18 protein-coding genes and 1 tRNA gene are annotated in these 24,200 nt (G+C 56.8%); 8 read left to right on the top strand and 11 right to left on the bottom strand.

Annotation, left to right across the window (positions count from 1 at the left end; translation table 11 throughout):
* Positions 1-210 precede the first annotated feature (210 nt).
* The 6 genes from AABO57_25505 to AABO57_25480 all read right to left on the bottom strand — a co-directional run bounded on the left by AABO57_25505 (position 211) and on the right by AABO57_25480 (position 7,189).
* Positions 211-621: a hypothetical protein gene (locus AABO57_25505; GenBank protein MEK6289090.1), complete on the bottom strand. Its 411-nt coding sequence runs from the start codon at positions 619-621 to the stop codon at positions 211-213.
* Positions 618-1,502 (bottom strand): hypothetical protein, encoded by an 885-nt coding sequence (locus tag AABO57_25500; protein ID MEK6289089.1) that lies wholly within the window; start codon positions 1,500-1,502, stop codon positions 618-620. The genes AABO57_25505 and AABO57_25500 overlap by 4 nt, the downstream gene beginning before the upstream one ends.
* A 106-nt stretch (positions 1,503-1,608) precedes the next feature.
* A tRNA-Leu gene (locus AABO57_25495) sits at positions 1,609-1,695 on the bottom strand.
* 177 nt (positions 1,696-1,872) lie between these two features.
* Positions 1,873-3,450 carry an amino acid permease gene (locus AABO57_25490; GenBank protein MEK6289088.1) on the bottom strand — a complete coding sequence of 526 codons (1,578 nt, stop codon included), beginning with the start codon at positions 3,448-3,450 and terminating at the stop codon, positions 1,873-1,875.
* Positions 3,451-3,589: 139 nt separating this feature from the next.
* On the bottom strand, positions 3,590-5,116 hold the full coding sequence (locus AABO57_25485; GenBank protein MEK6289087.1) for an amino acid permease: 1,527 nt from the start codon (positions 5,114-5,116) through the stop codon (positions 3,590-3,592).
* Between the two features lie 111 nt (positions 5,117-5,227).
* Positions 5,228-7,189 carry an amino acid permease gene (locus tag AABO57_25480; protein ID MEK6289086.1) on the bottom strand — a complete coding sequence of 654 codons (1,962 nt, stop codon included), beginning with the start codon at positions 7,187-7,189 and terminating at the stop codon, positions 5,228-5,230.
* A gap of 618 nt (positions 7,190-7,807) precedes the next feature.
* On the opposite strand from AABO57_25480, the gene cysC reads away from it, so the two are divergent.
* The 5 genes from cysC to AABO57_25455 all read left to right on the top strand — a co-directional run bounded on the left by cysC (position 7,808) and on the right by AABO57_25455 (position 16,100).
* Positions 7,808-8,410: an adenylyl-sulfate kinase gene (gene cysC, locus AABO57_25475; protein MEK6289085.1), complete on the top strand. Its 603-nt coding sequence runs from the start codon at positions 7,808-7,810 to the stop codon at positions 8,408-8,410.
* Between the two features lie 110 nt (positions 8,411-8,520).
* Complete coding sequence (locus AABO57_25470; GenBank protein ID MEK6289084.1) at positions 8,521-10,137, top strand: alkaline phosphatase family protein; 1,617 nt, start codon at positions 8,521-8,523, stop codon at positions 10,135-10,137.
* 167 nt (positions 10,138-10,304) lie between these two features.
* Positions 10,305-11,936, top strand: coding sequence for an alkaline phosphatase family protein (locus AABO57_25465; GenBank protein ID MEK6289083.1), 1,632 nt, complete (start codon positions 10,305-10,307; stop codon positions 11,934-11,936).
* Positions 11,937-11,952: 16 nt separating this feature from the next.
* Entirely contained in the window at positions 11,953-14,505 is a 2,553-nt protein-coding gene (locus AABO57_25460) for a YfhO family protein (protein MEK6289082.1), read from the top strand.
* Positions 14,506-14,513: 8 nt separating this feature from the next.
* Entirely contained in the window at positions 14,514-16,100 is a 1,587-nt protein-coding gene (locus AABO57_25455; protein ID MEK6289081.1) for an oligosaccharide flippase family protein, read from the top strand.
* A 65-nt stretch (positions 16,101-16,165) separates the two neighbouring features.
* Here the strand turns inward: AABO57_25455 and AABO57_25450 are convergent, their stop codons facing one another.
* The 4 genes from AABO57_25450 to AABO57_25435 form a co-directional block, all read right to left on the bottom strand.
* Complete coding sequence (locus AABO57_25450) at positions 16,166-16,624, bottom strand: hypothetical protein (GenBank protein MEK6289080.1); 459 nt, start codon at positions 16,622-16,624, stop codon at positions 16,166-16,168.
* On the bottom strand, positions 16,611-17,087 hold the full coding sequence (locus tag AABO57_25445; GenBank protein MEK6289079.1) for a hypothetical protein: 477 nt from the start codon (positions 17,085-17,087) through the stop codon (positions 16,611-16,613). The genes AABO57_25450 and AABO57_25445 overlap by 14 nt, the downstream gene beginning before the upstream one ends.
* Positions 17,084-17,425 (bottom strand): hypothetical protein, encoded by a 342-nt coding sequence (locus tag AABO57_25440; protein MEK6289078.1) that lies wholly within the window; start codon positions 17,423-17,425, stop codon positions 17,084-17,086. The genes AABO57_25445 and AABO57_25440 overlap by 4 nt, the downstream gene beginning before the upstream one ends.
* Before the next feature lie 88 nt (positions 17,426-17,513).
* Positions 17,514-17,822, bottom strand: coding sequence for a hypothetical protein (locus AABO57_25435; GenBank protein ID MEK6289077.1), 309 nt, complete (start codon positions 17,820-17,822; stop codon positions 17,514-17,516).
* Positions 17,823-17,950: 128 nt separating this feature from the next.
* Between AABO57_25435 and AABO57_25430 the strand changes: the two genes are divergently transcribed.
* The 3 genes from AABO57_25430 (at position 17,951) to AABO57_25420 (ending at position 21,527) form a co-directional block, all read left to right on the top strand.
* Positions 17,951-19,636 carry an alkaline phosphatase family protein gene (locus tag AABO57_25430; protein ID MEK6289076.1) on the top strand — a complete coding sequence of 562 codons (1,686 nt, stop codon included), beginning with the start codon at positions 17,951-17,953 and terminating at the stop codon, positions 19,634-19,636.
* Positions 19,637-19,763: 127 nt separating this feature from the next.
* Positions 19,764-20,480 (top strand): glycosyltransferase family 2 protein, encoded by a 717-nt coding sequence (locus AABO57_25425; protein MEK6289075.1) that lies wholly within the window; start codon positions 19,764-19,766, stop codon positions 20,478-20,480.
* A gap of 6 nt (positions 20,481-20,486) precedes the next feature.
* Positions 20,487-21,527: a lysylphosphatidylglycerol synthase transmembrane domain-containing protein gene (locus tag AABO57_25420; GenBank protein MEK6289074.1), complete on the top strand. Its 1,041-nt coding sequence runs from the start codon at positions 20,487-20,489 to the stop codon at positions 21,525-21,527.
* Between the two features lie 8 nt (positions 21,528-21,535).
* Here the strand turns inward: AABO57_25420 and AABO57_25415 are convergent, their stop codons facing one another.
* A complete protein-coding gene (locus AABO57_25415; GenBank protein MEK6289073.1) occupies positions 21,536-24,079 on the bottom strand; it encodes a protein kinase in 2,544 nt (847 codons plus the stop codon).
* Positions 24,080-24,200 lie beyond the last annotated feature (121 nt).

The raw sequence follows: 24,200 nt of genomic DNA, 5'->3' as shown, positions 1-24,200 counted from the left end.
ATAGAAGATTGAGGATAGAAGATTGAGGATAGAAGATTGGGGATAGAAGATTGGGGATAGATAGAAGATTGAGGATAGAAGATTGAGAATCGAGACGAGAGGATGCAAACAGGCGATCTTCGATCATCTATCCTCGATCATCTATCCTCTATCCTCTATCCTCTATCCTCTATCCTCTATCCTCGATCTTCGATCCTCTATCCTCGGCCTTCACTGCACAAAGCTTATCGATTCGATATCACTCCACCGAACTTCCACCTTACTCGCGGAGCCGAGCTTCACTGCGACGGAGTCGCCGTTGAGCGCGAATTCTTTGCAGCGCAGGTCGCTCCCGCCCTTTAGCCTTATTCGAATCGAGTCGGCGTCGCTAGTCGACGAACGAATCTCCGCCGTGTCCTCGGGAGCGATGACGGCGTAGCTCCGTGCTTCACCGCCGATCGCTTCGGTCATCGCCAGGCGGAGCTTGCCGGTCGCGTCATCGCGCGAGAGCGTGCGGCCGCGAATCGTGCTTCCGTTTTTGAGCGAGATCACGAATCCTGATCCGCTTGTGTCCTGAGCGCAGACCGGAACTGCGAGGAGCAGTCCTATGACAATGCTGATCAATATCGTCTTGATTTTCATTTGTCGCGTTTCTTCTCGTAAACTGATTTCAATTTGTCCAGATAGTCTTTGCGGTCCACCGCATAGTACACGGCGCCGGGTCCCGAATCAACCAGCGCGGCAATCGCTTGCTCGAACGCTTCATACTGATCGTTCGCATCGATGCCCTTCGCCTCGAAATAGCCGATCCTTCGCAGCCGCCTGATCAGTTCCTGAAACGTGAGTCTTCCTTCGAAGGTTCGCCCGCCGTGTTGATGTGAGCGCGAGATCAGGTGCTGCACCATAATCACGTCGCCATACAACGCAGGCGAGACGTACAGCCACGCGTCCTGGTAACTAAAGGTCTCTTCCGCCTGCCGCGAGAGCTGGACCCTTCGCACTCCGCTTGATAGCAAGGTGTCCCAGTCATGCGATGGCGCGGAGCGCTTGATGTGCGAGACCGCGGCTTCGAGCAACCACTGATCACCCTCAAAGCTAACGCTGCGGTTCAACCGCTCGAGCCACTCAGAAAAGATTTGCATCTGGGTTCGTTCGAGGCTCCAGAGCGCATAGCGATCCGGTTGCTTCTTGAGCACGGCCCAAAGCTTCTTCCGTTCTTTCTCGAATGACGGATGAGCGTCGATGCGAATAGCATGAAATTCCGCGAACCAACGCTTCGGGCCGTTACAATATGGACAATGATCGACGCCGGGCTCGCCGAAGAAGTGAGGGCGCGAGGTAGCCGAGCCGGTGATGTCGGCTTCTTCTGGTACGTGCTTTTTGAGTTCCGAGTAGGCGGTGCGCGGCGTGAGCTTGAGCTGTTTAGTGAATACGTCGAACGCGCACTTGAGGCAAATCTTTAGAGTGGTCTTCGAGACCGCGGAGCGCGGAATTGTGTCGAAGCTGATTTCAGGCTTCTTCATAAGACAGTGGGAGTGTCCAGAAAGAAGTCAGGGGGTCTAACGGCAGCGCGATGCAACTAGATTGAGCCGTGCTGCCTTCTGCCCGCTGCCTTCTGCCTGCTGATCTTGGTGGGGATGGTGGGAATCGAACCCACACAAGGTTACCCTTAAAGGTTTTTGAGACCTTCGCGTCTGCCAGTTCCGCCACATCCCCCTAGATTTAACCGCGCGATGATAGCTTCAAAGTAAAGCAGATTCTAGCTGCGGGGAGCGATGAGCGTCAACTTGCGTGCTGAAAGCCCTGACCGTCCAGGCCGCTCTTTACTTTTCAGTTTCACTTCCGCAAGAGATGAGCGACCCGGACGGCGCTTCCCAGGCATTGTCAAAGCGTTTACTTGTGCTTATCGGGATGAGCTTCGTCCTTGGTCTCGACGTCGTCTACCAGTGCCCCGCCGGGCGAAACGCCGTGGGCAGAGATTTCATGAGCAAGATACTTCTTCATGAAGCTATGACGCCGGCCGTAGAGGAAATAGATGACCAGCCCGATCAGAAGCCAGACAATCAGGCGCAACCAGTTGGCCGCCGGCAATGAAAACATCAGCATCAAACACATGAGGATGCCGAGGATGGGGACGAGCGGCACTAACGGGCAACGGAATGGGCGCTCCGCGTTCGGGTGTGTTCGGCGCATGATCAGCACGGCCCCGCAGACCACCGCGAATGCGAAGAGCGTTCCGATGTTGGTCATCTGGAGCAAGGCGTCGATGGGTAGCAGCCCAGCTCCTATCGATACAAAGGCGCCGATAAGCATCGTGGTCTTCCAAGGCGTGCGGAAGCGCGGATGTATATCGGCAAAGAATTTCGGCGGAACAAGCCCGTCGCGCGCCATCGCCAGAAAGACCCGCGGCCCGGACAGCATCATCACCAAAAGCACCGACGTGATGCCGGCGACGCCCGCCGATGCGATTATGATCTCGGCCCAGGGCAGCCCAACTTCCTTGAAGGCCGCCGAGACACCGGCTCCCGTGTCGATCCGAGTGTATTTCACCATGCCAGTGAGCACGACCACGACCGCCACGTAAAGCACGGTGCAGATGAGCAATGAGGTGACGATGGCAATCGGGACGTCGCGGCTTGGCCGCTTTGCCTCCTCGGCGTGCGTCGAAACCGAGTCGAAGCCAATGTAAGCAAAAAAGATGATCGCGCTCCCAGCGAGCATCCCAACTGGCGTGCCGCCGACAGTTTCGCCCCACACCGTATATCCCATGACGTTCAGCCCGCCCCATCCATAGGGCGAGAAAGGTTTCCAGTTGTCGGGGTTGATGTAAAAGGCGCCCACTACGATGACGAATAGCACGGCCGCTACCTTTATGAAGACCATAGTGGCGTTGAAGCTGGCGCTTTCCTGGATGCCCTTCACCAGCACGGCCGTGACGATGAGCACGATGATTACCGCAGGAAGATTCACGATGCCATTGGTTCTGACGAAATGTCCCGCAGTGGCGTCGTAGACAATGGGCGCCTGCCTGATCGCATCGGGCAAGTGGATGCCCATCCCTGGAAGCAGACTCTGGAAGAAGCTCGACCAGCCGTTGGCTACCGTTGCCGATCCCACCGCGTATTCGAGCACCAGGTCCCAGCCAATGATCCAGGCGAATAGCTCGCCCAACGTGGCATAGGCATAGGTGAACGCCGAACCCGCAACCGGCGCCATAGAGGCGAACTCGGCGTAACAGAGGGCCGCGAACACGCATGTAATGCCGGCGACGCAATACGAAATCATAAGCGCGGGACCGGCGGTGTTATGAGCAGCCGCCCCGGTTGCTACAAAGATGCCGGCGCCGATGATCGCGCCGACCCCAAGAGATGTGAGCTGAACCGGGCCGAGTACTCGGCGAAGCCTGTGATCGCCCTTCATTTCAGCGAGCAATACTTCGAGCGGTTTTCTTGCGAAAAGTTGATTGGCCATCAATAAATCCTCCGCGAGTCCTAAGAGTAGTGACTGTGATGAGTGATGAGTCTAAGATTAGAAACTAGTGGTCTCCCTATCGATTCGTTCCACTTGTATCATCACTCATTGTTTCGAAACCTGCATTCACTGCGGGACCTCACTGCGCTTCCTGCTCCGGCGAAGCCACACCTACTTTTCGCCAGATAAAGTAAACCGGGATGCCTGTTCCGATGATGATCAAGCCCGGCAGAGTCGTTGCCGTCTGATACATCAACAGCACCGCCAAAATCACCGCCGCTCCGACGATGTACAACGCCGGAACTATCGGATAACCGAACGCCCGATACGGCCGCTCGACGTCGGGGCGCGTCCGTCGCAGTCTGAAGATTCCCGCAATCGTCAGGATGTAAAAGATAAGCGCCGCCGAAATCACGTAAGTCAGCAGGTCTCCATACAAGTTCCCGTAGGTGGGATCGCCGGTTGCCGCATTGGTCCCAGTTATCGTCCGCGGTAACACCAGAACGGCCGCCCATATACCCTGAATCACGAGGCCCCACGCCGGCACGTGCCTGGTGTTCAGCTCACCGGCCGATCTGAAGAACAATCCGTCGCGAGCCATCGCCCAGTAAGCCCGCGCCCCAGCCAGAATCAACCCGTTGTTGCAGCCGAAGGTCGACACCATGATAAAGACTGCCATTATCGTCGCGCCCGCGCCCGGGAAGATGACGTCGGCAGTAGCTGAAGCCACTCGATCGCTGGGTACGGTTTGAATCGTCTCGAACGGAAGCGTCACCAGGTAAGCGAAATTCGCCAGAAGGTACAACGCGATGACCAGAGAGGTTCCGAATGCAAGCGACAGCGGGATGTTGCGTTTCGGGTTTTTCACCTCTCCAGCGGTGAAAGTGATGTTGTTCCATGCGTCGGCAGAGAACAGCGAGTTGGTTTGCGAAACGCAAATTCCCACGAACAAACCGAGGGTGGTGATCGCCGTTAGGTTGGGCCCTACAGCTTGAAGCTTGCCCCGCACAGTCCAGAGGTCTGCAAAGTTGGCGTGTGCCGCGGTTCCGCTCAGCAAACCTATGACAAGTCCAAGCACGATCAAAGCTATCAGCGCGCCAGTCTTGGCAAAGGTGAAAACGTTCTGCACGAACTTGCCGAGCTTCAGCCCGCGCGTGTTCATCCACGTCAGCAGCACAATCATCAACAAACCAACCAACTGCGCGGTCGAAAGCGAAATCGCGTAGCTCGACCCGAGATGAATCGGCCTCACGATGTAGTTGCTTTCCGAAAGCGTCGGCCACATTACGCCAAAGTACCTGGCGAACCCCACTGCGACTGCCGCGATCGTCCCCGTCTGAATCACCATGAACAGGGTCCATCCGTAGAGGAATCCCCAGATTGGCGAGAAAGCCTCGCGAATGTAGACGTACTGGCCTCCAGCCTTTGGCATCATCGCGGCAAGCTCACCGTAGCTGAGCGCGCCTATCACCGTCAGCAACCCCGTGACAATCCATGCGACAAGAAGCCAACCGGGCGAGCCGACTTGCCGGGCCATCTCGGCCGAGACGATGAAGATTCCCGACCCGATCATCGAACCGGCTACAATCGTCGTTGAGTCCAGCAGTCCGAGCCCGCGAACAAATCCGGTCTTTTTGTCTTCGACTGCGACGGCAGCGTCCGCCATTGTGGTCTCCTCCGAAGAATTGTCCAACAAACTTCAGTTTGTCGTCTGCTTACCCTGAAGAGCAGATGCCGAAAGTCACGACAAACTGAAGTTTGTCGGACAGGCCTCGCCCTAAGGATTGTGCCTCGCTAGCAGCAAGAAATACACTACCGTCACCGCCGCAAGAACGATGGCAATGATCAAGCTTGCCGATGTGATGCCGGCCTGGCCCTCGCCCCCGCCTTTGCGCGATGCCCGTAGCGCCCGCGTTATCACGATCGGGCAAAGCACGAATGCATTCAGCGCCAGCGGTACGATCAAGAACCATGAGACTTCCAGCCACGGCGCCGACTTGAATACGTCGCCAAGCGCAGCAATCATCTTCGACAAGCCGGTCATGTCTGCACGCGCCTTGAGCGCTTCAAGCCATATGTCGAAGCCTCGCATGAAAACGAGCAGCCCAACTCCAATGATCGCAAGCCAGGCGCCCGTGTAAGCCGTTCGCGCGTCGTGCTCGGCTGGCCGCTCTGCGTGTTCGCGCCCGGTCAAGCGGCTGTGAACGGCGCCGTAGCCGACGTAGATCACGAATCCGAGATTCAGCCACGCCGCGAACCGCAGCCACGAGGTCGGCGGCAAAAAGTAGATCAGATAAAGACAGGAGATGATGCCAAGAACCGGAATCACCAAGCCAAAGGGCACGCGGAATGGACGGTGCCGCTCGGGATCTTTGACCCGCAAGACTATTATTCCGGCGCAGACCAGTATGAATGCGAACAACGTCCCGATGTTAGTGAGATCGACCATCTCGTCGATGCTTGCGACCGCTGCGAACGAGGCTACGAAGACGCCAGTCAGTATCGTCGAGATGTGTGGAGTCCGGAATCGCGGATGGACCTTGTAGAAGACCTTTGGCAACAATCCGTCGCGCGCCATCGAGAAAAAGATGCGCGGCTGACCGAGCTGAAACACTAACAGAACCGCCGTGTGCGCGATGACCGATCCGAACGCCACGATGCCGACTGCCCATCCCAGGTCGGTATTAAATTGCTGCCCAACGTGCTGCAAGGCCATAGTGAGCGGTTCGGCTTGCTCGGTTGCGAGTTTGGCCTTCAACTCGGGGTACGAGATCAGGCCGGTAAACACACAAGCAACCACGGCGTAAAAGAGGGTGCAGATAATCAACGAAGCGATGATCCCAATCGGCAAATTGCGCCGCGGATTCCTGGTTTCTTCGGCGACGGTCGAAACCGCGTCGAAGCCGATGTACGCAAAGAACACAATGGCGGCGCCCGCGCTGATGCCGGCAAACCCAGTCGGGCTGAACGGGGTCCAGTTGGCGGGTTGAACGTAAGTGAACCCGACGACTATGAAAAACGTGAGCACCAGGATTTTGATGCCGACCATCACCGCGTTGAAGCGAGCGCTCTCGCGTATGCCCCAGATCAGGACAATCGTGACGAGGGCGACGATGGCAACCGCAAGCACGTTGAAGATTATCGGCTTGCCGAATATGTGCGGAGCATTTTCGTAGACTCCAGGCACCTTCGCCGCGGTGCGATAGTCCATCGATATCCAATCAGGAATGTGGATGCCGCTTGGCGCAACCCCCGGGATGTGCAGACCGGCGAGCAACGTCTTGAAGTAATTCGCCCAGCTTATCGCGACCGCGATGTTTCCAACCGCGTATTCGATGATCAGGTCCCAGCCGATGATCCAGGCGATTACTTCGCCAAGCGTCGCGTAAGAGTATGTGTAGGCCGAGCCCGAAATCGGGACCATCGAAGCGAATTCGGCGTAGCAGAGCGCGGTAAACGCGCAGACGATTGCAGTGATCAGGAACGAAACCATCAGCGCCGGTCCCGCGCCTGGCCTGTTCGCGTCGCCCGCGGCAGCCGTACCGATTGTGGCGAATATCCCAGCGCCGATGATCGCGCCTATGCCAAAGAGGGTGAGTTGGACGGGACCGAGCGCGCGCTTTAGTTGATGCTCAGGCTCTTCGGCGTCTTCGAGAATCGCATCGAGTGGCTTGACCCGGAACAGCCCCCGGAACGTCGTTCGATTGACGCTCCGCTGATCGGCTCGCTTGGTCTCCATCCGATTGCGTTCCCCTCTCGATGTTGGATGAGAGCTCCGCAGAGGCGGGCTCTGGACCAGTAGGCAGCTCAAATGAAAACGCTGGCAGACCGGAAATAGGTCGTTGAAGCGCCGCGATTATTAACTTTAAGGCGGAGTCATGTCAAGGCGAACATTCATACCGCTTTGGACTGCGCCGCTCTCAGGCAGGTACCTTCTCAGACCCTGCCCGGCGGCGCCTTGGCTAGTCGATGATCTTCGGCCTGCTGTTGCGGACTTCAGTCTGCTCGCTTCGAATCGGCGGTAGTGTCCTAATCTTGTGTTGGTCGACTAGGACACTATCGGGCGACCGCGTATTTGGACTGCGGTGGCGTCTTTGCGTTGCCACCGCTTTGTGTCGTTTCGTGGGCGATAACCAAAAGCGGCGGCAACGCACAAAGGCCGCCGCAGTCCAAATATTCCGTCGCCCGTCATCGGTGTCGTGCTCCAGGGCGCCTGCAAATATCAACACAAGATTAGGACACTACCGAATCGGCCGCGTTCTTTCGCAAGTCGAAGTGGTCGTGTATATTCGCTCCTTTGCACGATCAGCGCCTTTCGCAATAGAATGAACGGACTATCTATCAAACGGGAGAGCAGATGGAACAAAAGGGGTTTACATTATGGTTTACGGGGCTTTCGGGCGCGGGTAAGACCACGCTTGCTCGGCTTGTCGAAAGCGAATTGGACGCTCGAGGCCACAGGGTAGAAGTGCTCGACGGCGATGTCATCCGGACTAATCTTTCAAAGGGGCTTGGCTTTTCTAAAGAAGACCGCGACACAAACATTCGACGAATTGGTTTTGTGTGCAATCTCCTGACTCGCAACGGCGTCGTCGCGATCGCGGCGGCGATCTCGCCTTATCGCGAAGTGCGCGACGAACTGCGGCGCGATATCGGCGCCTTTGTCGAAGTGTACGTGAAGTGTCCGATCGACGTGTTGGCCAAGCGCGACGTGAAGGGCCTGTACAAGAAGGCGCTCGCCGGTGAGATCAAGAATTTCACCGGCGTCGACGATCCTTATGAAGCGCCGCTTGCTTCGGAAGTAATCGTTGAAACGGATCGAGAATTGCCCGAGGAAAGCGCGGCTCGAATAATCGCGAAGCTTGAAAACATGTCCCTGGTGGCGTCCGCGCCGAGCAGCTACACCGAAGAGGATGAGGAAGAAGTTCGCCGCCGACTTGAAGCGCCTGGCTATGCGTAGACGACGGAACCTAAACACAAAGGCACAAAGCCACAAAGAAATCCTGTCTTAGTGTCTTTGTGCCTTTGTGGTTGCTAATGATCGTTCAGCTTGAGACCTAAGAAACAAGAATGAAGACGGTAATCATAGGACTGGACGGCGCGACGTTCGACATAATCAATCCGCTTGCGAGCGCGGGCCGTTTGCCGGTTCTTGCGCGGCTGATGCGCGAGGGCGTGAGTGCGCCGCTTCGCTCCACCATCCTGCCAAATAGTTTTCCCGGCTGGGCTAGCTGCACAACCGGCACCAGCGAAGGCATGCACGGAGTCTTCTCGCCGTTCATCAAGAACCCTTCGAAGTACACGGTACGCGCTATGAGCGGGCGCGACATAATGACGAGACCGGTGTGGGATATCTTGACTGAACACGGCGGACGCTCGATTGTGCTCAATGTCCCGACGACCTATCCGCCCGAGCCGATCAACGGCTTGATGGTGACCGGAATGCTAACGCCGGGCCGCGGGTCAGAGTTTACGCATCCGGCTTCGCTCAAGAGCGAATTGCTCGCGGAGTTTCCAAATTACGTTATCGAGCCTGAGAGAATCCCCGACAAGCATGCACGCGCGAATGAGTTTCGGCGAGCGACCGAAGTCCGCGAACGCGCTCTCAGATTTTTGATGCAGCGAGGCGAGTGGGATTTTCTGATGGTGGTCTTCTCGGTGCTCGATCGAGCGCAGCACGACTACTGGGCCGATATGGACCCGGCGCATCCACGCCACGACCCAAAAACACCGCCCGAGTTTCGAGAGTTCATTCACGAGACATATCAACGGCTCGACCTTGCAGTTGGGAGATTGATCGAGCAGCTTCCCGCCGAGACCAGAGTGCTGGTGGTCTCGGACCACGGCTTCTGTTCGGAGCTGTTTGAAGTCCGAGTCAATGAGCTGCTGGCTTCCGCCGGGCTGCTGACATTCAAGTCACCCGCTTCGCGCAAGAGCATTGCTCGAGTCAGAGCGCTTAAGGGAAAGATCGCGCGGAGAATTTCGGCGGCAGTTCCGAATGGAAGCGTTCTTGATAGAAAAGTGGAATACGGCGGCGGCTTTCTTGAAGAGATCGACTGGTCGCGGACGCGCGCGTTCTTCTCTCAAGACAAAGGAGTCTGGGTGAACTTGGCGGGCCGCGAAAGCGAAGGCATCGTGAGCGAAGACGCATTCGATAGCGTTGTCGAAGAAGCCCGGAGCGCGCTGCTGCAACTGATCGCGCCTGACGATGGAGAGCCGGTGTTTGAACGGGCAATGCGCCGCGAGGAGGCATTCAACGGCGCGTGGTCAAGCAGGCTGCCGGATCTGGTGATGGTCCCGCGTCGCGATGAGTATGTTTACAATGAGCGTCCAAGCTACGGCGAGGTAGTCGTGCCGGCGGATTCGACGACGGGCACTCACTCACGCGATGGGATATTCATCGCATGGGGTCGCCGCATCGGACGCGAGGCCAGTCTTTTCAATCAGCCAAACTTGCGCGATGTCGGTCCCACCGCGCTGGCGTCACTAGGTTGTTCGCTGACGACGGATATGGATGGCCGCGTGCTGACAGAAGTGTTTGATGAGACGATGGAATCTCCGCGACGGGGCACCTCATACAAGCAACCGGCGGCAACTACAAGCGAAGCGTCGGTTCAGTCAGTCTACAACGCGCGCGAAGAGGCAGAACTGCGTGAGCGCCTGAAAGCGCTGGGCTATATCGAGTAGGCGGGGCGCGTTATCTAAGACGGTACAAGTTTCATCCGCGCAAGCCGGAGTGAATTGAACAATGAAAATGAAAATTGCAAATTGAAGATTGCTGCGAGCGAAACCGCTGAAAGTGGAAATTTTCATTTTTCAACGCTTTCTCCGTTTCCGATGTCATTGAGCTGTTTATGAAGATTCTAGTCATCGGTCTTGACGCGGCCACGATGGATCTCATCGAACCGTGGACCGCGGCCGGCCATCTTCCCGCACTGGCGCGGCTAATGAACGAAGGAGCGTCATCGCGTTTGATGTCAACTCCGAATATGCACAGCGCGTCCGCATGGACTTCGATACTGACGGGACTGATTCCAGGCCGTCACGGGTTGTTTGTTTTTTCCGATCGCGACTTCGCAACCGGCAAGCAAGTCTTCTTCAAAGGCGGGGACCGAACGGGCGAGTTGCTCAGCTCACATCTATCGAGGCATGGGCTCACTTGCGGATTTCTAAACGTGCCGATGACCTATCCGGCTCAGTGCGAGGCTGGCGGCTTCATGGTTAGCGGGCTCGACGCCCCGTCTTTGAACGAGCGCGCGTTCTGTCCAGAAAAGCTCCGCGGCGAATTCTTCAGCCGATTCTCAAATTATGATTTCGCCCCGCAGGGTCTGGGTGATTTGATGAGAGCCGGCCGGCTCGACGATGCGACAACCGCCTGGATGAAGTTGATCGAGACTCAGACGGACGCCGCGGAGTATCTGATCGCAAACAGGCCGGTTGATTTTTTCATGACGGTCTACACGGCAAGCGATTGGGCGGGGCACAATCTGTGGAAATACCATGAAGGCTTGCATGGCGATCAACCTTCCGAGACGGCGGCGAGCAATCCGCTTCTTGAAATCTATCGAGCGCTTGATCGAGCAATTGCGCGGCTGCTGAACCGCGCGAACGATGAGACTCAAGTCTTTGTGATCTCGGACCACGGGATGGGACCACACACCGGCGCGTCCTATCATCTGGCGGCGTGGCTCGAAGGAAAAGGCTACATGGTTCGAAGCGGACGCTCGTCGGGCCGGCTGTCGTTTATCAGCGCCGGCCGCCGCGCTGCTCGCAGTCTCCTGCCCGTGTCCGTCAGGGAACGCGTCAAGGCCGGAGTGGGTGAAGATCGCATCGCGCGATTACAGACTGCGGAGAAGGATTCGTTTTATTCTTCGATCGATTGGGAGCGGACGATCGCCTACACCGAGCCCGGCCGCCACGTCATCAATATCAACCTTGAAGGACGTAACGCTGGCGGCATCGTCAAGCGCAGCGCCTACGAGGAAGTCTGCTCCCGAATTATCGAAGATCTAAGCGAGTGGACCGACGACGGGGGAAACAAGGTAGTCGACCGGATAGTTCGGCGCGACGAGGTTTATTCGGGCCCGTTCACCGAGCGTGCGAGCGATCTTTATGTCTACTGGAACTCGGCGGCCCGGCTTGGTGGGCCGCCAGAAGAAGTTCGCGCGCGCGGATTCTGGTGGAGCGGCGATCACCGGCCTGAGGGCATCTTGATCTGCAAAGGACCGGGCCTGCGCTCGACCAGGCTGACGGCTTCGCCATCGGTCTATGACCTGGTTCCGACGATGACCTACGCAGCGGGCATGCCGGTACCTGATAAGCTGGACGGCCACGTGATTCAAGCAGCCTTCACAGAAGCCTTCCTGGCAGCGCACCCATTGCAGGCCGACTCCGCCGGTTTGCAGACCGGCTCCGATCAGACTCGGCTGACCGCGGAAGAAGAGCGGATGGTCGAGGACAAGCTGCGCGGTCTCGGCTACTTGTAGGATGAGGGGATGAAGGATGATGGCTGAGCCAGAGGTCGAGCGTTCCGCATCACCGAACGACTCGCGTCCACTTGACTCTTCATCCGGCAACGCTGGTCTCACGAGGCATGCAGTCAACGTCATCGTGATAGTGGCAGCCGTCATCGCGATGTTCTGGCGCGTGTTCTTTCTCGGCGAAACGCTCATCGACGTCAACACGCTTAACAATCAGTTGCCCTGGGGCTACCACGCCGGACAATCGGACTACCCTTACAATCGCCGCGACCTGACGGACACATACGTGACTCGGGACTACTTCGTAGTGTCCGCGTATCGTGATGGCGAGCTTCCGCTGTGGAACCCTTTCACGATGGCGGGGCATCCCATCTACGCTGACGGAGTCACCCGCACGCTCTCGCCTTTTCTGTTGTTCTACAAGTTCTTCGACGTACCGCTTGGTTATTCTGTCGCGCGCATAACGGAGCTAATGCTGGCGGCGGTTTTCATGTACATCTTCCTTGTGTCCATGGGCGCCGGCGGGGGCGGCGCCTTGATGGGCTCGCTGGTGTTTGAGTTCTCCGCCCACTCGATGCTGCACCTGACCGGGCTCGGCTGGTGGGGCGGATTGATGTGGCTCCCGTTGATCATGTTGTTTGCGGATCGCAGCATCCAACGCAAGAGCTACGTGCAGGCGATGCTGGCGGGTGTGTGTCTGGCGGCGCAGTTTTTCTGCGGGTATCTCCCGAATCAGATCTACTACGTTGGCGCGGTTATCGTGTACTACCTCTTCTTCGCGTTCGTCCGGCGTTCCAACGGGAGCCGCGCGATCAGGCGCGTGGTTATGATGATGGGTTTGACGCTGGCTGTGGGCTTCGCGCTTTCAGCGACGCAATGGGCGCCGTCGTTGGAGCTGCTGTCGTACTCGAATCGCAAGATAGTGGGCGCGGAGCTTGGCTACGTCTACCTGCCGCCGTGGTACGCGGGCACGTTGATCTTTCCGAACCTGTTCGGTGCGGCCTACGACGCGAAGATGCTCACGCTATTCACGGCGCTTGGGGTCTCGCACGACCATATTCTTTATCTTGGCGTAGCGGCGCTAGCGCCCCTTGGCTTTTGTATTTACTTGCTCAGGCAGACAGGAAGTAAACGTCTCTTTCAGACTTCGAACTCCGACGTTGCATTTCGCAATCACGTCGCCTTCTTCGCTATGCTCGCGGGGTTGTCGCTGATCATAATGATGACCACGCCCCTGTATGTTCCTCTTACTCGATACATACCGATCCTTCAGATCATTCGAGTCGCGGTTCGCGCCGGCGTCCTGTTTCTTTTCGGGGCGGCGGTGCTCGTAGCGTTTGGAACGGACTTGCTTCTTTGGTCCGGCGCGGAGCGGCTTCGCGCATTCGGCAAGCTCGCGCGGCGCTTCGCCATTGGGATTGCAGCGTTCGTCCTGCTTGCGGTGATCGGTTCGTACTTGTTGTCGCTCAGCGGAGTCACCGTTGATGCGGGTGAGAGAGGCCGCGTAGCTTTCATCCGAAGAGCGGTCGTTGCACTGAGCGCTCAATTCGCGCCGCCCAGCTTGAGCATACTGATTCCTCTGGGGCTTCTTTTCCTGGCCGTCTTGTTGGTGTGGGCGTTCAGCGAACGGCGACTTGCCGGCCCGAGCTTTCTTGCTCTGATAACCATGCTGCTGGTGGCTGATCTGTTCTGGAACAGCTCCCAGTTCGACCGCAGCTTTGATCGCTCGCGTGTGTTTCCGAAGACCGAGATAACCGAGCTGCTACATTCGTTGCTGCCCGGCCGCGTGCTGGTCGTGCCGTCTGATCTCAAGACTAATCGCAGAGTCACGAGCGAAGCCGGCGCGGAAAAAATCATCGCGCCGCCCAATACGTTGCTGCCTTATCAGATTGCGACGGTGACCGGAAAGAACCAGCAGTTTCCAAAATGGTATCGCGAATTCGCGTCGCTGATCGAACCGCAACAAAACCTCAGCCACGTTGTGTTCGATGAGTACCACTCTCCGTTCTTCGACCTTCTGAACGTCAGATACGTGTTGACTCGCCAATCGGCGCCCCCGATTGACGGCTATGATTTGTTAGCCACGGCGGAAGGGCTGTCCGTGTACGAGAACAAAGGCGCGATGCCTCGCGCCTTCTTCGCAAGCTCAGTAATCGAGGTGGGAGACGCAGCGGCATCACTCGAGGCGTTGCGCGATATCCGCTTCGATACGCACACGGCGGTGGTCATCGCGACGGGGAATGGGATCGCGACGGCCGACCCGGGCGCTGCGTCCGCGACGATCATCGAAGACAAACGCAATCGGGTGGTAGTTGAGACCGAGAGCGCTCAAGACGGCTTGCTCGTGCTTAGCGACAACTACTATCCCGGATGGCGCGGGTATGTGGATGGCCGGCCGGTCGAGGTCTTGCGGGCGAATCATACGATGCGAGCGGTAAACGTGCCCGCGGGCCGCCATGTGGTATCATTTGCGTTTATGCCAAAGGCCTTTTTCCTATCAGTGTACGTTAGCCTCGCGGCTGCGGCGCTGACGCTGGCCGCGCTGATTGTGTCCATCAGGCGAAGGCGGGAGTAACGGCCACGATATACGACAAGATCAAGAAAACGGTCAAGCACACGCTGATCTTCGGCATCGGCAGCGTGGTCAACAGCGCTTTCGGACTCGTGCTGGTGCCGGTGTACGCCCGCTATCTGCCGGCAGGCGAGTTCGGCGTATTGTCGCTGCTCACCGTTACGCTGACGCTGGTGACGATCGTACTCAAGTTCGGGCTCAATCACGCGTTCTTTCGCCACTATTACGAGACTGAGGATACGGCTCATCGCCGTAGGATAGTCGGTTCGACGTTGATCTTCTTGCTTGGGTCGTCGGCCGCGGCGACCGCGCTTTTGTGGATGGCCGCTCCGCAGGTGTCGGCGATTGTCTTTCAGGGCGATCGATCGCGCGCCAACCTGATTCAGATTATTTTTCTTATCAGCTTCTTTGATGTCATCACGCTTATCCCGGACTCGATCCTGCGCGCAAGGTTCAAGTCCGCCCAATATTCCGCTCTTAACATCACGGCATTTCTGTTCCAGCTCGTGTTGATCACGTACCTGGTGATTGGCGTCGGCGCGAATATTCGTAACGTGCTGATCGGACGGCTGGTGGGCGGGGCGTTTGAAGCCGTGCTGTTCTACGTGATGGTGAGGCGCGACTTGAGCCTGAGTTTTTCCGCAACCGAGCTTCGCGGGATGCTGTCGTTTGGCGCGCCGTTGATCTTCGGTCAGATATCGTTTCACTTATTCATGATGATCGACCGCTTTTTCCTCGAGCGGTACGGGACCCCGAGAGAGCTCGGCGCCTATTCGATGGCAAACACGCTGGTATCGGTTGTGACCATTCTGGTGACAGTGCCGTTCAGTCAGGTGTGGACGGTGATGCGATTCTCGGTGATGAACGAAGAGGGCGCAGAAGAATACTACTCGCGGGTGCTGACCTACATTCTGTTCGTGAGCATGTTCTTCGCGCTTTGCGTGTCGGCGGTAGCCGGAGACGGGCTTCGGTTGTACGGCTTGAAGAGCTACTGGCCGGCGGCAACGATAATCCCGCTGCTTGGGCTGGCAGCGGTGCTCGACTGCGCGTCCCGGGTGCTGAACATCGGCATTACTCTAAAGAAGCGGACGATCTTTGCACCGATAGTCATCCTCGCGGCGTTGATGGTGAACATCGGATTGAACTTCTGGTTGATCCCGCGATACGGCATCATGGGAGCGACCGTCTCGACGCTGCTGTCGTACGTAGTGTTTTGTGCGCTCAGATATTGGGCTTCGAATCTGTTTTTCAAAGTCCGGTACGAGTGGGGCCGAGTGTTTGCCATCCTGGCTGTCGGAACGCTGCTTGTCGGGGCTTTCTACTTCAACGATTGGTTTCACGGTGACACGCAAAATCGCGCCACTCTTTTTGCGTCGATGGCGACCAAGGCGACGCTGGCATTGTTGTTCCCGCTGTTGCTGTTCGCGCTTCGCTTTTTTGATAAGCGCGAGCTTCGCAGGATCGCGGAGATATGGCAGAAGGTCACGGTCACGTTGAAGCGGCGCTGGTTTATTGAGAGCTGGCTGATAGCCATTGGTTTGGGCGGCGTGATCCTTCTTTTATACTTGATGATATGGGCTGGCAGCGGACGTGGTTGAGATTTGTTGACGCCAGTAAATGAGCGAGCACGTTGACTCACCAGTCTAATGGCTTTCAACAAATACTATGGAATGATTTCCGCGTCGTGAATGATCGGCCTTTTCATATAGGCGACAGGCTTACCGTAATCGTTGTTTTCTACGCCTTCAAGTGTTGGATGCTCTATGTCCCAGCCATCGCCTAGTTTACTGCTCCACGCCCCATTTAACTGTCTAGCCGCGTGCTGCGGGCCACGTTGATTAGCATAGATTGCTATCTTTTCGTAACCCTCCTCAAAAGCTCCATTGTCGCACTCTACATAACGACAGGTCGAATAGGCAGCAATGAAAGCAGGAATGGTCTGTTCGCGCGGCACGCCATCTGGCCAATGCTGATCCGGGTCATTAGGATCCCACTTTCTATCAGTCTCACCGGCAGCCCAGGCAAGACAGTTGTAATCTCGCGTGTCTAGACTTGTCACTCTATACTGGCCGTTGCGTAGATTTGGGAAATGGCGCCGCACCCAGGCGTCAGCCGGAGACATACCCATTCTGCTTCCCCCAGTCCATCCATATTTCTGCTATCCTTCGGACCCTTCCTCTGTCCTCCGGCTTAATGACTGGCGCCTTGTCTCTGGCAATCGCCCTTAATGCCCAGAACCAATCGCTCGTTGTAGCTTCGAGTTCTCGAAAAATAAGAGGTAGCACCCTCGGGCCCATCGCCATGATCTGATGGTAGGCGAAGCTATTCGCTTTCTCACCGGCGAGCGATAAATGGGCAGTCTCATTGCGCCACTGTTCTGCAAGCTTGGTAAACGTCTGCTCAAGTTCGGCCGATGACTCGTCAAGGCTATACATACCGGTCGCAGTGTTGGTTCGAAAATCGTAGACCCAGCGGTCCGGCAGGGGTGACGCTGTAACTACTTGTTCTTGGCGACCGTCTTCCGCAAACGTTACACGCGTACTCGGCGTCTGTGCAGACAATGTGACATCTATGTTCAAGGTCATGATTGATCTTCCTGCTTCTTCTCTGGCTGAAGAGTAAGGCCTCGATTCTTTGCCATCGCTCTGAGAAGGCCATCAAATGTTGCGCTATCCATCGCAACACGAGAAACACACTGATACTCCGCGTCTGAGGCCCTGACTTGCTGGCTGTAGCCAGGTGCCGTACCGGTAGCTTGCGTACCGGTGAGACGTGAAAACTGCGCCTGAAAAAAATATAGAGTAGCCGAAGTCCCTTTATGTGCAATAACGTAGTTATCCGCAAAGATAGACACGACTTTCTCGGCACCCGAATACTTAATAGTTTTAGATACGGCAGGACTCTTCGCGGTGTGCTTAGCCATAGCGACCTCCTTTTAGGGGGTGTTATCGTGACATGTATCGAGGTAACGTGGCAAGCGCGTTCTAACGCGTTCCACGTTCCTGTCACTTTCAGGAAGTTTTCTCAATTCGATTCTTGCCAGTGACATACCGCATCACTTTTGAGCGGTTCCGAGGCAGATTTGAAGTGACGAGTCGCGCCAGATTGCGGTTACCAGGAACATAAGCTTGGTCCGTCGGTAGGACCTTGAACAGTACCGTGTCGTAGAATCCCTTTGCCTCCGCGTCGCGCGTGGCTTCGACAGCATTCAACCCACTACCCACAATCGTCTCGCTCTCACCCGATTCATGGATAGCAACCCATTGATTCTCGTGCTTTCTAAGCTCCTCAACGAAGGCGATTTCTGTTTCTTCAGACATACATTCCTCAAAACTGCAGTTGTAGGTTAACCATATTGTGCAGAGCGCGTCAATTAGCCAGCACCCCCAGTTTTGGAGCCTCGGTTGAAAACTTTTCAATCGATCAGCTATAGTTCAGGTCTTTTGCTATGAGCAAGAAAGTTCTATTCATCGGTCTTGATGGCGCGACGTTCGACGTGCTTGATCCGTTGATCGATCGAGGCTTGATGCCTCGACTGAAACAGTTCATCGAGGAAGGCGTTCGCGGACCGCTCGAAACGACTATACCTCCGATCACTCCGACCGCCTGGGTATCGTGGATGACCGGCAAAAACCCTGGCAAACACGGCGTTTTCGAGTTCCTTCTACGGAGAAAGGGAAGCGGCGCGCTGCCCGATATGCCTGTAAGCTCGCACTCGCGAGACGGGCTTCCGTTCTGGGACATCCTCGGCCGGATGGGCAAACGCGCGATCGTAACCAACGTCCCCTGCACTTATCCTCCGATGATGGTCAACGGCGTGATGGTTTCTGATTTTCTGACCCCAAGAGGACGCCGCGACTTCACCTATCCGCAAAGCCTTGTTGAAGAGATCGAAAGCAGGTTTGGGCCTTATGAGCTTTACATAACCGAGGTCTACACGCCTGGCAATGTCGATAAGATTCTCGACCAACTCTTCACCGAGCTCGAATACAAGACCAAGGTCAACCGCTACCTGATGGAACAGTATGGCTGGGAGGTCTTCGCTACTCACTATTGGGGAACCGACCGGTTTCAGCATGAGCTGTGGCACCTGCTGGATGAAACGCATCCCTTCTTCGACCGCAAGGAGCACGACGCTCACATAGGCCGCATACACGAGTACTGGCACGCGGTAGATTCGACTCTTGGCGAGTTGTTTGACGACGCCGGCCCTGACACGACTGTTTACATGGGTTCGGATCACGGTTTCGGCCCAATCGAGAAGTTTCTTTGCTTTAACGTGTGGCTGATTGATGAAGGGCTGCTCGTGCTGAAGCGCGACGCGATGACTCTATTCAAGCGCGCGCTTTTCAGGCTGGGTCTGACGCCTGATCTCGCTTACCGCTCGGCGATGAAGATGGGGCTGGCGCACCTGCGATTGTCGGTTGGGGTGACCAACCGCTCGAAGCTGATGAGGCTGGCAAATTTGCTCATGCTGTCGCTTGAAGACGTGGACTGGTCGCGGACGGTTGCGTTTTCAAAAGGGAACTACGGGCAGATATTCATCAACCTGCGCGGGCGCGAAGAGCACGGTATCGTCGAACCTGGAGCGGCCTACGAAACAGAAATGCGCCAGATCATCGATAAGCTGCGCGCTCTTATGGATCCTGAGACGCACCAACCTCTGATCGGCCCGATCTGGCGGCGTGAAGATCTGTACACCGGTCCCTATATCGAGCAGTCTCCTGATATTCAATTCCTGCCGAGCGACATGGCCAACAAGCCGCTCGGCACGTTGGACCTTACCTCTAACAAGTTCATAACCCCGGTGTACGGCAACTCCGGAGATCATCGAATGAACGGGATAATGCTGGGGCGCGGGCCGGAGATCCGACGCGGCGCGCGGGTTGAAGGCGCCCGTATTATCGACTACGCGCCGACGATTCTCCACTCCTTCGGCGTTGATATCCCGCCGGACATGGATGGCCGTGTGCTGGAAGAGATCTTCACCGAGGAGTACCTTGCGGGGAACCCGGTGAGAGTTTCGAGGGAGACGGGTCTTGATTACCACGCGCCCGAAGGCTCGCCTTTGATGACCGACGAGGAGAGCGAGGAAATCCGCGCGCGGCTGAGAGGACTGGGATACCTGGGATAGGGACCGGGAATTGAACCGGGAATTGAAAATTGAAAATCTCAAATTGACAAATGTCGCTAACTTTCAATTTTCATTTTTCAATTTTCAATTCTTGATTTCTCACTTGAACCAATCATTTTCTGTAGCTATGCCATTCGATACCATCTCAGCCGTGCTCCCGGCTTATGACGAAGAAGAGAACATCGAGACAGCTACGAAGCGAGTCGCTGACGTTCTTCGCTCGCTCGACCTGCGCGATTGGGAAGTGATCATCGTCGATGACGGTTCCGTAGATCGAACCGGGCAGATTGCCGATCGCCTTTCCGCCGCCGACCCCTCGCACATCCGCGTCTTTCATCACAACCCGAATCGCGGTTACGCCGAAGCGCTCAAGACCGGCTTTACAAGCGCGCGACATCAACTTATTTTCTACACCGACTCGGACAATCAGTTCGACGTCCGCGAGATCACCAGTCTGCTGGCGCTCATTGACGACGCCGATATCGTGAATGGGTTTCGCATCTACCGCTTCGACCCGTTGACGCGGCTGGTGCTTTCGTGGGGGTTCAATCTCCTGGTCAGGGTCATATTCAGGATCAAAGTTCGCGACATCGACTGCGCGTTCAAGCTGTTTCGGCGCGAGGTGTTTGACAAGGTAAGTATCGAATCGAAGAAGTTCTTCGTCGATGCGGAGGTCCTCGCGAAAGCTAGATACTTCGGCTTTCGAATGGCCGAAGTAGGAGTGCGGCATTATCCAAGGCCCGCTGGCCGCTCGACGATCCGCGCGAGCCATATTCCGGCGACGCTTATTGAGCTCGGCCGTATGTGGATCAACATCCACTCGAAGCCTCGAGGGAAGCGCTAATCAACAATGACGAGGCAAGATGCGGAACAACCCGTATCCGGCGTTAAGCGCGCGGACACTCGCCGTGGAGTCAAGTTGCGCGGTTTGGTGCAGGTAGTGATCGGCATCGGGGCGCTCACGTTCGTGGTGATGAAATCGGACGCACGCGGCCTGATTGAAGCGCTCAAGAACACGCGGGTCATCTATCTGCCGCTTGCCGTAGCCGCCTCCTTTGCGGTGACCTGGCTGATGGCTTATCGATGGGGAACTATTCTGGCCGCGAGCGGCCTTCGCTTCAAGACACGGCGTCTGTTTGCCTACTACCTGATCGGCATTTTCTTCACGTGCTTCGTTCCGGGCGGAGGTGTGAGCGGCGACGTGGCGCGCTTGATCTATGCTGACCGCGAAGCGCGCGACAAGGCGTTAGTGCTGTCGACTGTGGTTTACGAACGGCTGGTCGGAGTCTTTACGCTATTGCTGATCGGGCTGGCCGCGACGCTGATGACTCGCGCGTATGGGCAGACGGACCCGATGATCTACGTCAGCGAAACGATTTTGGGAGTTGCGTTCATCGCGATAGCGATGTTGATGAGCGACTATGTTTCGTCGCGGCTGGCGCGAATCATCCGGGCAATTGGCCGGCGGATTAGAACGGTCCGATTGGCCGAAGCCGCGGCGCGAACGCTCGAATCGGTGTCACAGTTGAGGCGCGACGGAGCCTTGCTGTTTCGAACCTTGGTGATTTCGGTCTTGATCCGAATCGTGTGGAGTCTGGGGTGCTATGTGGTCGCGTGGGCGATGAGACTGCCGGTCGAACTGCTGACGGTGTTTGCGTTCATCTCTCTGGTTGATCTGGTAAGGCTGATGCCGATTTCAGTCGGCGGACTGGGCGTGCGAGAGTGGGCAATGATCGCGCTGTTTGGAAGCGTAGGCATAGCGCGCGAGCAGGCGCTGACGTTTTCTATTCTGGCATTCGCACCTGTCTACCTGAATGCAATCCTCGGCGGCATCCTTTATATATCGACAGCAAAAGTCAGAGGTGCGTCCGACAAGCCGGCAACCTATTAGTGGCGCATTCATTTAGTTCGCTCCATCAAAAACGTGAAGTTTGACTTACCCGCTGCCGCAGTGAACTCTACATCCTTATCGACATAGCCATCAGCCTTTAACGTCAGCTTGACGCGTTGGCCGGTTGGGACTTGAAAGACAAGAGGTGTTGTGCCGATGAGCTGATCACCACGATAAACTTTGGCTCGCGTTTCCACGGTGTCGATCGAGATAGATGACTCCCATGCTCTTGTGTAAGAGAACAGACCCGCAAACACCACACTAGAGACCAATACTATTACGGCTAGCCGAACAAGCCGGCGAGCCAATAGAGACTTCGGGCGTGAGCGAATCCGGTGATGCGACCAATCACGATCGTCGAACTTCCGCGCTGCTGGAGCATCCTCGGCGAGCGACCCGGTGGGTGTGCCAACGACCACAAGCTCCGCGGTGATGCGATCGGGCGGTCCCGCCCCCACATAGGCGCAGCCTGCAGCGGCCGCGCTCCCCGGAGTTGGCTGACGAGAGCCGCAATGAGCACAAAAGACATCGTCGGATCCAACCTTTTCAGCGCAGTGTCCACAGAGAACCCACTCCATCACGGGCGCGGGCGGAGGAGCCGCAGCGCCGCCCGGCGCCGGCGCCTCGCGCGCCTTTGAAGCGGCAACCGGCTCAGCGCGCATCGGAGGAGAGCCAACTGATGGCTGGGTGCGAGGGTGGGCGGGAGGCGCGACGCCGGCTACGCTTAGCCGCTGAAAGTGCAACCGCGATAAAGCTTCCGGTGGCAAGTCCTTCTCAGGCGCGGACGGCAATGGTTCTTCCCAGTAGGTAGGCCGAATGAAATTGGGCTGGCGACGCGACAATGCAAATTCCCATTCACGCCTCACAAACTCAGAGCCCATCGAGTTCGTCGACCAGAAGAGCTGAAAGATGTCCGCTTCGATGATCATCTTCTCCAACCGGTCGCTCCATACTTCCCCGGCGCGCAGATGACTTACGTCGCGCAGGTACTCATCTCCGAATGCTTGAACGAAGTGCTCGAACTGATCGACTATCACCGAGTCCAGGTGCGAGTACGACGCGAAGATTTTTCGATAGCAGCGCGCGGAGGCCGGGTCGAAGCTTGCGGGTTCGAGCGTTTGCGCGCTGTCAACTCGGATGGTAAGTGTGACTTCCGCGAGCAAAATGCTCCCAAGAAAAACGCACAGCCGGCCGCGCGCCGTTTGCCCGTCCAGCGACTGCGGCGCCCGAAGCCTGAAGTCTTCGCGGTGCACGCTCTCTTGCCACTTGAAGGTTCGGCTTGGCGGATTGAATTCGATTCCCGGCACCGCGGGCATAAACGTAATCTCACCCTCGCGCGGAACAGCCTGCGAACTATCATGGACGATTTTCTGGTAGTCCTCGATTCTTTCCCCGAGTAGGCGCTGCGCCTGCCTCTGAACCTCTTCGATCGGATCAGGCTCATTCTCGTTTGCATCGGGCTGTCGCTCCGACAGGTGAGCGAAGGCAAGCAAGGTTGACCAGACGAGCGGCTGGACCGTCTGTGGCCGGTAGACCGTGAACTGAACATTCTCGTCCAGGTAGAGAGGCTTCGTTTCAGAATCAGCGGTGTGAGACTCAATCGGAGGTAGCGCGGCTGACGGAACGGGCGAGCCCGCAGTTCTATCGCGCGCAGATAGAACTACAGTCCTGGTCGCGCCATGTAGCGCGGCTTCGAATTCTTGCGCCAACTGGACCGCCGATTTCTGCCGGTCTGCTGGCCTCTTCTCAAGCGAGCGCATAACTACCCTCTCAACCTCTTCGGGAATATCTGGCCGCAGTTCGCGCAATCGGCGGGGAGTTTCGGTGATGTGCTTGAGCACTACTGTCAGCGGCGCAGAGCCATCAAACGGCACCTGCCCGGTGAGCATCTCGTAGAGAATCACACCGAGACTGTAGACGTCTGAAGCAGCATCGACTTCTTCACCGCGACACTGTTCGGGCGACATGTAGGAGGGCGTTCCGACGATCATTCCCTTCTGCGCCAGGTTCTCCGAATCCGTACCTGCTTTCAACTTTGCGATACCGAAGTTGAGCACCTTGACACCCTGCATTTCCGGCTCGGTTTTGATTAGCCAGATGTTGTCGGGTTTCAGGTCTCCATGGATCACGCCTCTGGCATGAGCGGCGGACACGGCCGCGCAAGTCTGACTCAGTATTCGGAAGGCTTCTTCGAAGTCGAGCTGACGGTGTCGCTTTAACTTGTGTCTCAGGTCCTCGCCTTCGAGGAATTCCATCACCACGTAAGGGATTCCAGCGTCTCTCGTGACTCCAAAGTCGGTGACTACCAGGGCATTAGGGTGACGGATTTGAGCAGCCGCGCGCGCTTCGCGCCGGAAGAGTTCCACAACCGTCGAGTCTGAGGCTAGACGCGGGTGCAGTAACTTGACGGCAACCGTGTTTGACATCTGGATGTGGGTGGCCCGGTACACGATCCCCATTCCGCCTTCGCCGAGTTTCTCTTCAAGCCTGTATTTGTCGTCGAGCAGAGTGCCCACGAGTTCGTCAATCGCGTTCTTGTCACTGAGCTTCATAAGCGCTCTCGCGGAACCGAGGACCGGACTGTGATTGCGGCATCTTACGACAGCCGTATCAGACCGTCAATTATTAGGTGCCTTTTCGAGATGGTGCGGGAGTGACTAAGACTGGCTTTGC

The organism is Acidobacteriota bacterium, from assembly GCA_038040445.1.
In the GTDB taxonomy this organism is placed as follows: domain Bacteria; phylum Acidobacteriota; class Blastocatellia; order UBA7656; family UBA7656; genus Onstottus_A; species Onstottus_A frigus.
The sequence above is the reverse complement of the archived record's forward strand: the minus strand, read 5'-3'. Positions and strand labels throughout refer to the sequence as shown.